Origin of the sequence: Streptomyces sp. CBMA123 (genome assembly GCF_014596465.1) — a bacterium.
In the GTDB taxonomy this organism is placed as follows: Bacteria; Actinomycetota; Actinomycetes; order Streptomycetales; family Streptomycetaceae; genus Kitasatospora.
In genome coordinates, this window is sequence record NZ_MECK01000220.1 from 1 (window position 1) to 8866 (window position 8866).

General features: G+C 77.0%; 1 protein-coding gene. It reads right to left on the minus strand.

Going from position 1 to position 8866, the window contains the following annotated elements:
• Window positions 1-8866: non-ribosomal peptide synthetase (locus BG452_RS23280; RefSeq protein WP_188306297.1), on the minus strand; the 8866-nt coding region annotated here is incomplete at both ends.

Here is an 8866-nt window from a genome sequence, read left to right on the forward strand (position 1 = left end):
CGGCTGCCCAGGGTGCGGCGGCGTTCCTCGGGGGCCCGCAGGTCGACGGGCAGGTAGGCGCCGCCCGCCTTGAGGACGGCGAGTTGGGCGACGACCAGGGCGGTCGAGCGCTCCAGCTCCAGCGCGACCCGCCCCTCGGGCGCCAGGCCCTCGGCGAGCAGCCGGGCGGCGAGGCGGTCGGACCACGCGTCGAGCTGCCGGTAGGTCAGCCGGTGTTCGCCCTCGCGCACTGCGGGGGCGTCGGGGGTGCGCCGGACGTGCTCGGCGAGGACGGTCAGCGGGCTGCGGGGCTCGGCCCGGCGGGCGGTGGGGTGCCAGCCGGCGAGCAGTTCGCGGTCGGCGGGGGTGAGCGGCTCCAGGGCGTCCAGGTCGCGGCCGTCGGCCAGGGCTTCGGCGAGGCCGGTGAGCAGCAGGGCGAACCGGTCGGCGGCATCCCGGGCCGTCCGGTGGTCGAACAGGGCGGGGTCGTAGGCCAGGTCGAAGCCGAGCCGCTCGCCCAGGTGGGCGCGCAGGCACCAGGGGTAGGTGGTGGCGTCGTCGGCGCGCACCTCGGCCACCCGGACGCCGGTGCGGGTGGCGGCCGACTCGTCCACGGGGTAGTTCTCGAAGACCAGCATGCTGTCGAACAGCGGCTCCCCGGCGGGCAGTTCGCTCAGCGCCTGGATCCGGGGCAGCGCCAGGTGGTCGAAGCCGCGGGCCTCGCTCTGGCGGTCCTGGAGGTTCCGCAGCCAGGGCAGCACGCCGCCGGCGGCGACGCGGACCCGGGTGGGCACGGTGTTGATGAACAGGCCGATCATCGACTCGACGCCGGGCAGTTCGGCCGGGCGCCCGGACACGGTGGTGCCGAAGACCACGTCCTCGCCGCCGCCGTGGCGGGCCAGCAGCAGCGCCCAGGCGCCCTCCACCAGGGTGTTGACGGTCAGTCCGGCGGCGGCGGCCCGTTCGCGCAGCCGGTGGGAGAGCGGCTCGGCCAGTTCGCGGTGGACGGCGGCGGTGGAGCGGGCCCGGTGGGCCTCGGCCGGCCGGCGGTCGTACGGGAGCGGGGTGCGGGCGGTGAACCCGGCCAGGGCGGTGGTCCAGTGGGCCTCGGCGGCCGCGCCGTCCTGTTCGCGCAGCCAGCCGAGGAAGTCCGCGAACGGCCGCCGCACCGCCCGGGGCGCCTGCGGCCCGCCGGTGAGTGCGGCGTACTCCTCGCAGACCTCGGTGAGCAGCAGCCCGGTGCTCCAGCCGTCCAGGATCAGGTGGTGGGTGGACCACAGCAGCAGCACCTCCTCGCCGGGCAGGGCGGCGAGGGTGAGCCGGGTGAGCGGCGCGGTGCCGAGGTCCATCGGGGTGGCGCGTTCCTCGGCGAGCAGCCGCTCGGTCTCGGCGGCGAGGTGCTCCGGCGCCGCCGGGGCCGGGTCGAGGTGGCCCGGGTCGAGGTGGCCCGGGTCGAGGTGGCCCGGGTCGAGGTGGCCCGGGTCGAGGTGGCGCAGGTCGAGGTGGCGCACGGGCAGGGCGGCCTGCCGGGCGACCACCTGGACGGGGTGCGGCAGGCCGCGCCAGTGCACGGCGGAGCGCAGTGCCGGGTTGCGGTCGGCGACGTGCTGCCAGGCGGCGGCGAAGGCCCGCGGGTCGGCGACCCCGGCCAGGCGTACGGCGATCCGGTCGACGTAGGCGCCGTCGGTGTCGACCAGGCCGTGGAAGAGCATCCCGGACTGCAGCGGGGTCAGCGGCAGCACGTCCTCGACGGCGCGGCCGTCGCCGACCAGTCGGTCCAGTCGGGTCTGGTCGAGGCCGGCCAGCGGGAAGTCGGACGGGGTGCGGCCGCCGGCGTCGGGGCGGGCGCAGTGCTCGGCCAGCTCGTGCAGGGCGGTGCGCATCTCCTCGGCGAGGCCGCGGACGGTGGTCTCGTCGTAGATCGCGGCGGGGTAGGTCCAGCCCAGTTCGAGGCGGCCGTCCTGGACCGCCCCGGTGACCTCCAGCAGGTAGGGGCGCGGCTCGTCCGGGTCGGTGTCGCGCCCGGCCGGGGGCAGCGGGCCGCGGACCAGGCCGTCGGCGCCGCCGTGGGTGTCGAAGCGGCCGTGGTAGTTGAAGCCGACCCGGGGCGTGGCGCCGCCGGCCGGCGGGCCGTCGGGGTGGAGGTGGCGCAGGGCGCCGTGGCTGAGGCCGCGCAGCGGGACAGCGCGCAGCTGTTCCTTGACGGCGCGCAGGGTGTCGTGCCAGCCGGCCGCCGGGTCGACGCGCAGGGCGAGCGGGAACTCAGCGGTGAACCAGCCGACCGTCCGGGAGAGGTCCAGGCCGGCGAAGAGGTCCTCGCGGCCGTGCCCCTCCATGCCGATGAGCACCTCGCGGCGGCCGCACCAGCGGGCCAGGGTGCGACCCAGCGCGCTGAGCAGCACGTCGTTGACCTGGGTGCGGTAGGCGGCGGGCGCCCCGCGCAGCAGGGCCTCGGTGGTCGCGTGGTCCAGGGTGACGGTGACGGTGGCGGCGGTGGCCTGGGTGTTGGCGCCGGGGCGTCCGGCGGGCAGGTCGGCCGGGGCGGCGCCGGTGCGCGTCCAGTACTCGGCGTGGGCGTCCAGGGCGCCGGCGCGCGTGTGCCGTTCCAGTCGGGCGGCCCAGTGGCCGTGGGAGGTGCCCGCCGGCGGCAGTTCGATCGCGCCGCCGGACCGGGCGGTGCGGTAGGCGGTTTCCAGGTCGGCCAGCAGGATCCGCCAGGAGACCCCGTCGACGGCCAGGTGGTGGACGGTGAGGACGAGTTGGCCGGGCTGGTGCTCGCCGCGGTCGAAGTACAGGGCGCGCACGACGCGGCCCGCGACCGGGTCCAGCGAGCGCTGGGCCTCGTCGGTGGCGCGCTGGACCTCGGCCTCCAGGGCGGCCGGGTCCAGGCCGGCCGCCGGGTGGTGGGTGAACAGGCCGTCCGGCAGCCGGTCCCGCACCTCCTGGCGCCAGCCGGTCTCGCCGTGCCGGAAGCGGGTGCGCAGCGCGGGGTGGTGGCGGACCAGGGCGTGGACGGCGCCGTCCAGGGCCGCCGGGTCGGTGCCGGGGGCCAGTTCCAGGCGCTGGGTCATGGTGAAGCGCAGGGCGTCGCCGGGGCGGCGGGCGTCCAGGTACCAGTGCTGGATCGGGGTGAGCGGCGCCTCGTCGGGCTCCGGGCCGATGTTCTGAGTGTTCGTCACATCGACGACGCGCAGCGCGAGTTCGGCCACGCTCTGGTGCCGGAAGACGTCCTTGGTGGTGAGCGCGAGTCCGGCGGCGCGGGCCCGGGAGACGATCTGGATGCTCAGGATGGAGTCGCCGCCGAGCGCGAAGAAGTTGTCCCGGGCGCCGACCCGCGGCACCCCGAGCACCTCGGCCCAGATCGCGGCGAGCCGCTCCTCGGTGCCGGGCCGGGGGGCGACGTACGGGGTGGCGTCGTCGGGCTGGGCGGGCGGCGCGGGCAGGGCGCGCCGGTCGGTCTTGCCGCTGGTGGTGCGCGGGATCCGGGCCAGCGGGACGAAGGCGGCGGGCACCAGGTGGTCGGGCAGGGTGCGCCGCAGCCAGGCCCGCAGCTCCTCTGCGGGCGGCACCCGGTCGGCGGCCGGCACCGGGTAGCCGACCAGCATGGTGCGCCCGGCGTGCTCGCGCGCGGCCACCGCGCAGTCGGCGAGGTCCGGGTGGGCCAGCAGGGCGGCCTCCACTTCGCCGGGCTCGATCCGGAAGCCGCGGATCTTGAGCTGCTCGTCGGCCCGGCCGAGGAAGTCCAGCTGCCCGTGGGCGTCCCAGCGGGCGAGGTCGCCGGTGCGGTACATCCGGGCGCCGGGCGGGCCGTACGGGTCGGCGAGGAAGCGGGTGGCGGTCAGTCCGGGCCGGTTGAGGTAGCCGCGGGCGACCTGGGCGCCGGCCAGGTACAGCTCCCCCGGCATCCCGGGCGGCACCGGGCGCAGCGCGCCGTCCAGCAGGTAGGCGCTGAGGCCCCGGCCGGGGCGGCCGATGACGGGGCGGTCGGGGTGGTCGGCGCAGCGGGCGTAGGTGGCGTCGACGGTGCACTCGGTGGGCCCGTACACGTTGTAGGCGGTGACGCCGAGTTCGGCGCGCGCGGCGCCGAGCCGGCGCCAGGTGGCGGCGGGGACGGCCTCGCCGCCGACCAGCAGCAGCCGTGGGTGGTGGCGGCCGGGGGCGAGGAGCCCGGCGGCGGTGAGTTCGCGCAGGAAGGACGGGGTGACGTTGACCAGGTCGAGCCGGTGCTCGGCGACCTGGGCGCAGAAGGCCTGCGGGTCCAGCCGGACGTCCTCGTCGACCAGGTGGAGTTCCTGGCCGAGGGCGAGCAGCAGCGGGCCCTCCCAGCTGGTGTCGAAGGAGAAGGAGGCGCTGAGCGCGATCCGCAGCCGCTCGCCGTCGGCGGTGTGCGGGGCGAGCAGGCCGAGCCGGTGGTCGCGGCAGAGGTTGACCAGCTGGCGGTGTTCGACGGCCACGCCCTTGGGGCGGCCGGTGGAGCCGGAGGTGAAGACGACGTAGGCGGTGTGCTGCGGCAGCAGCGGGGAGGTGCGGTCGGCGTCGGTGAGGTCGTGGTCGGGCAGCGCCTGCCAGGGCGTGTCGCGCAGGGTGTGCTCGGTGAGCAGGGTCTGCGGGCGGGCGTCCTCCAGCAGCAGGGCGGCCCGTTCCGCGGGCAGGTCCGGGTCGACGAAGAGCAGCGCGGCGCCGGCCTTGAGCACCGCGAACAGCGCCACCACCAGTTCGGAGGTGCGCGGCAGCCGGACGGCGACCAGCCGCTCGGGGCCGGCGCCGAGGGCGACCAGGTGGCGGGCCAGCCGGTTGGCCCGGGCGTTGAGGGTGGCGAAGTCGAGGGTGGCGTCCCGGGCGACCAGGGCGGTGGTGTGCGGGGTGCGGGCGGCCTGGGCCTCGAACAGGGCGGTGAAGGTGGTGTCCGGCGCGGCGGGCAGCGGTTCGCCGCGGCCCTGCCGCACCGTCCGCTCGCGTTCCTCGGCGGTCATCAGCGGCAGGGCGCCGACCGGTGCGCCCGGGTCCTCCGCGACGGCCGTCAGCAGGACGGTCAGCCAGCCGGCCAGCCGCTCGGCGGTGCAAGCGTCGAACAGCCCGGTGCTGTACTCCAGGTGGCCGGTGAGGCCGCCGTCGCGCTCGACGAAGTCGAAGGAGAGGTCGAAGGTGGCGCCCCGCACCGGCGGGGTGACCGGCTCCGCCACCAGGCCGGGCAGCCGGGGCGCCTCGGCGCCGAGGTTGTGCAGGGCCACCATCACCTGGAACAGCGGGGTGCGGCTGGTGTCCCGCTCCGACTGGAGGGCGTCCACCAGCCGTTCGAAGGGCACCTCCTGGTGGGCCAGGGCGTCGAGCAGGGTGTCGCGGGCCTCGGTCAGCAGCTCGCGGAACGGCGCCTGCGGGCGGACGTGGCCGCGCAGCACCAGGGTGTTGACGAACATGCCGACCACGTCGTGGAGTTCGCCCTGCTCCCGGCCGGAGGTGACGGTGCCGACGGCGAAGTCCCGCTGCCCGGACCAGCGGGCCAGCAGTACCTGGCAGGCCGCCAGCAGCACGGTGTAGAGGGTGCCGTCGGCCTCCCGGGCGCGGTCGCGCAGCCGGGCGGTCAGGGCGGCGGGCAGGGTGAAGGTGACCAGCGCGCCGCCGGTGGTGCGGACGGCCGGGCGGGGCCGGTCGGTGGGCAGGTCCAGCGGCGGCAGCTCGGCCAGCACCCGGCGCCAGTGGTCGAGGCCGTCCTCGGCGTGCTCGTCGCGGGCGCGCTGCCAGCTGGCGAAGTCGGTGTAGCGAACGGGCAGTTCGGGCAGTTCGGGGCGGCGGCCGGCGAGCGCGGCGGCGTACAGTTCGGCGAGGTCTCGGCCGAGCACGCCGAGGGACCAGCCGTCGGTGGCGATGTGGTGCACCGCCAGGGCGAGCAGGTGTTCGTCCTCGGCGAGCCGGGCCAGCCGGGCGCGCAGCAGCGGGCCGGTGGCGAGGTCGAAGGGGGTGGCGGCGATCCGCTCCAGCAGCGCGTCCACCTCGGCCGGGTCGAGGTCCTCGCAGGGCAGTTCGACCGGGTACGGCGGGCGCACCACCTGGCGGGCCCGGCCGTCGCGTTCGGCGAAGGTGGTGCGCAGCGCCTCGTGCCGTTCGACCAGGGCGTCCAGGGCCAGGCCCAGCGCGTCCCGGTCGAGCGTTCCGCGCAGCCGCAGCACCGACAGGGTGGTGTAGTCGGTGCCGCCCGGCTCGAACCGGTCCAGGAACCAGAGCCGCTGCTGGGCGTACGACAGCGGCGGTTCGGCGTCCCGGTCCCGGACCACCGGGATGACGGCCGGGCCGGCGGCTCCGACGGGCTCCCCGAGCGCCTCGGCCAGGTCGGCCAGCACGGGGTGGCTGAACAGCAGCCGGGGCGTCAGGTCCGCCCGTCCGAAGGCCTCGCGCAGCCGGGCGGTGGCCCGGACGGCGAGGATGGAGTCGCCGCCGAGGGCGAAGAAGTCGTCCTGGGCGGCGACCTCGGCGGTGTCCAGCACCGCCGCCCAGGCCGCCGCCACCAGGTGCTCGGCCCGGGTCCGCGGCGCGGTACGGTCCTGGCCGGCCGCGCTCGCGTAGCCGTCCGGGCCGGGGGCGGGCAGCGCCCGCCGGTCGAGCTTGCCGTTGGGGGTGAGCGGCAGGGCCGCCATCGGGACGTAGGCGGCGGGCACCAGGTAGGCGGGCAGCAGCCGTTCCAGGTGGGCGCGCAGTTCGGCGGCGGACGGCGGCTGGGCCGTACCCTCCCCGGCGACGACGTGGGCCACCAGCCGGCGGGTGCCGGCGGCGTCCTGGTGGACGCCCACGGCGGCCTGGCCGACGCCGGGGTGGGTGTGCAGGGCGGCCTCGATCTCGCCGGGCTCGATCCGGAAGCCGCGGATCTTGACCTGCTGGTCGGCCCGGCCCAGGTAGTGCAGGGTGCCGTCGGTGAGGCGCCGGGCCCGGTCGCCGGTGCGGTACATCCGGGTGCCGGGGGTGCCGAAGGGGTCGGCGAGGAAGCGGGCGGCGGTGAGGCCCGGGCGGTTCAGGTAGCCGCGGGCCAGGCCCTCCCCCGCCACGTACAGCTCGCCCACCGCGCCCGGGGGGACGGGTGCGAGGTCGCCGTCCAGCAGGTACAGCCGCAGGTCGGCCAGGGCGTCGCCGATCGGGGCCGGGCCGCCCGCGGCGGCGGTGGCGCGGTCCAGCAGGGCGTGGGTGACGTGCACGGTGGTCTCGGTGATGCCGTACATGTTGACCAGGCGGGGCGCGTCCTGGGGGTGGCGGGCGTACCAGTCGGTGAGCCGGGTGACGTCCAGCGCCTCGCCGCCGAAGACCACCGTGCGCAGCGCCAACCGCCGTGACAGCTCCGGGTGTTCGGCGTCGGCCCGGACCAGCGGGTGGAACGCGGACGGAGTCTGGCTGAGCACCGTGACGCCCTCGTCGGCGAGCAGCCGCAGGAACTCCTCCGGGGAGCGGGCGGTGTCGCCCGGCACCACGACCAGCCGGCCGCCGTGCAGCAGCGGGCCCCACAGCTCCCAGACCGAGAAGTCGAAGGTGTAGGAGTGGAACAGCGTCCAGACGTCCCGCGGGCCGAAGTCGAGGAGTTCCCGGGTGTGCCGGAACAGCCGGACCACGTCGGCGTGCGGCACGACCACGCCCTTGGGGCGGCCGGTGGAGCCGGAGGTGTAGATGGCGTAGGCGGGGCTGTCGGGCAGCGGGCGGTGGCGGGGGCCGAGCGGGGCGGCCGGGCGGCGGGCCAGGTCGGCGCGGACCGCCGGGTCGTCCAGGGCGACCACCGGGACGTCGATGCCGTCGGGAGTGAGGGTCACCAGGGCCACCGGGGCGGCGTCGCCGAGCAGTTCGGCCCGGCGTCCGGCGGGCAGGTCCGGGTCGAGCGGGAGGTAGGCCGCGCCGGCCTTGAGGACGGCGAGCACGGCCACCACCAGTTCGGCCGTCCGGGGCAGCGCGATGGCGACGAACTGCTCGGGCCCGGCGCCGAGTTCGGCCAGCCGGTGGGCGAGCCGGGTGGCCCGGGCGTCCAGGGTGGCGTAGTCGAGGTGCTCGGTGCCGCAGGTGACGGCCTCGGCGTGCGGGGTGCGGGCGGCCTGGGCCTCGAACAGGTCGACCAGGGTGTGCTCGGGCCGGCCGTGGGCGGTGCCGTTGCCTGTGGCGCGCCCGGCTACGTTCCCGGCGGCGTTTCCGGTGGCGTCCCCGGCGGCGTTCCCGGCGGCGTTCCCGGCGGCGGGCAGCTGCCGGCGCTCCTCCGGGGTGGTCCAGGCCAGTTCGCGCAGCGGGCGGTCCAGGCCGCCGCCCAGCTCGGTGAGCAGCAGGCAGAGCCGCCCGGCGAGGGCGCGGACGGTCGCGGCGTCGAACAGCCCCGGGTCGTAGGCGAGGTCGAAGCCGAGCCGCTCCCCCTGGTAGGCCCGCAGCACCAGCGGGAAGTTGGTGGCGTCCCGGGAGTCCACCTCGACCAGCCGCACCCCGGTGCCGGCCGCGCGGGCGTCGTCGAAGGGGTAGTTCTCGAAGGCGACGATGCTGTCGAACAGCGCGCTGCCGGACGGCACGTCGCTGTAGCCGGTGAGTTCGGCGAGGGAGACGGCGGCGTGCCGCCGGGCCTCGGCCTGGCTCTCCTGCAGCTCGCGCAGCCAGTCGGCGGCGGTGCGCCCGCTCTCCACCCGGACCCGGGTGGGCAGGGTGTTGATGAACATGCCGATCATCGACTCGACGCCGGGCAGCTCCTCGGGGCGGCCGGAGACCGTCGTCCCGAACAGCACGTCCGGCTCGCCGGCGTACCGGGCGAGCAGCAGCGCCCAGGCGCCCTGCACCACGGTGCCGAGGGTGAGTCCGGCCCGGCGGGCGGTGGCGGCCAGCCGCTCGGAGGCCTGCTCGGAGAGCCCGGCCCGGTGGCTGCCGGCCGAGCGGGCCCGGT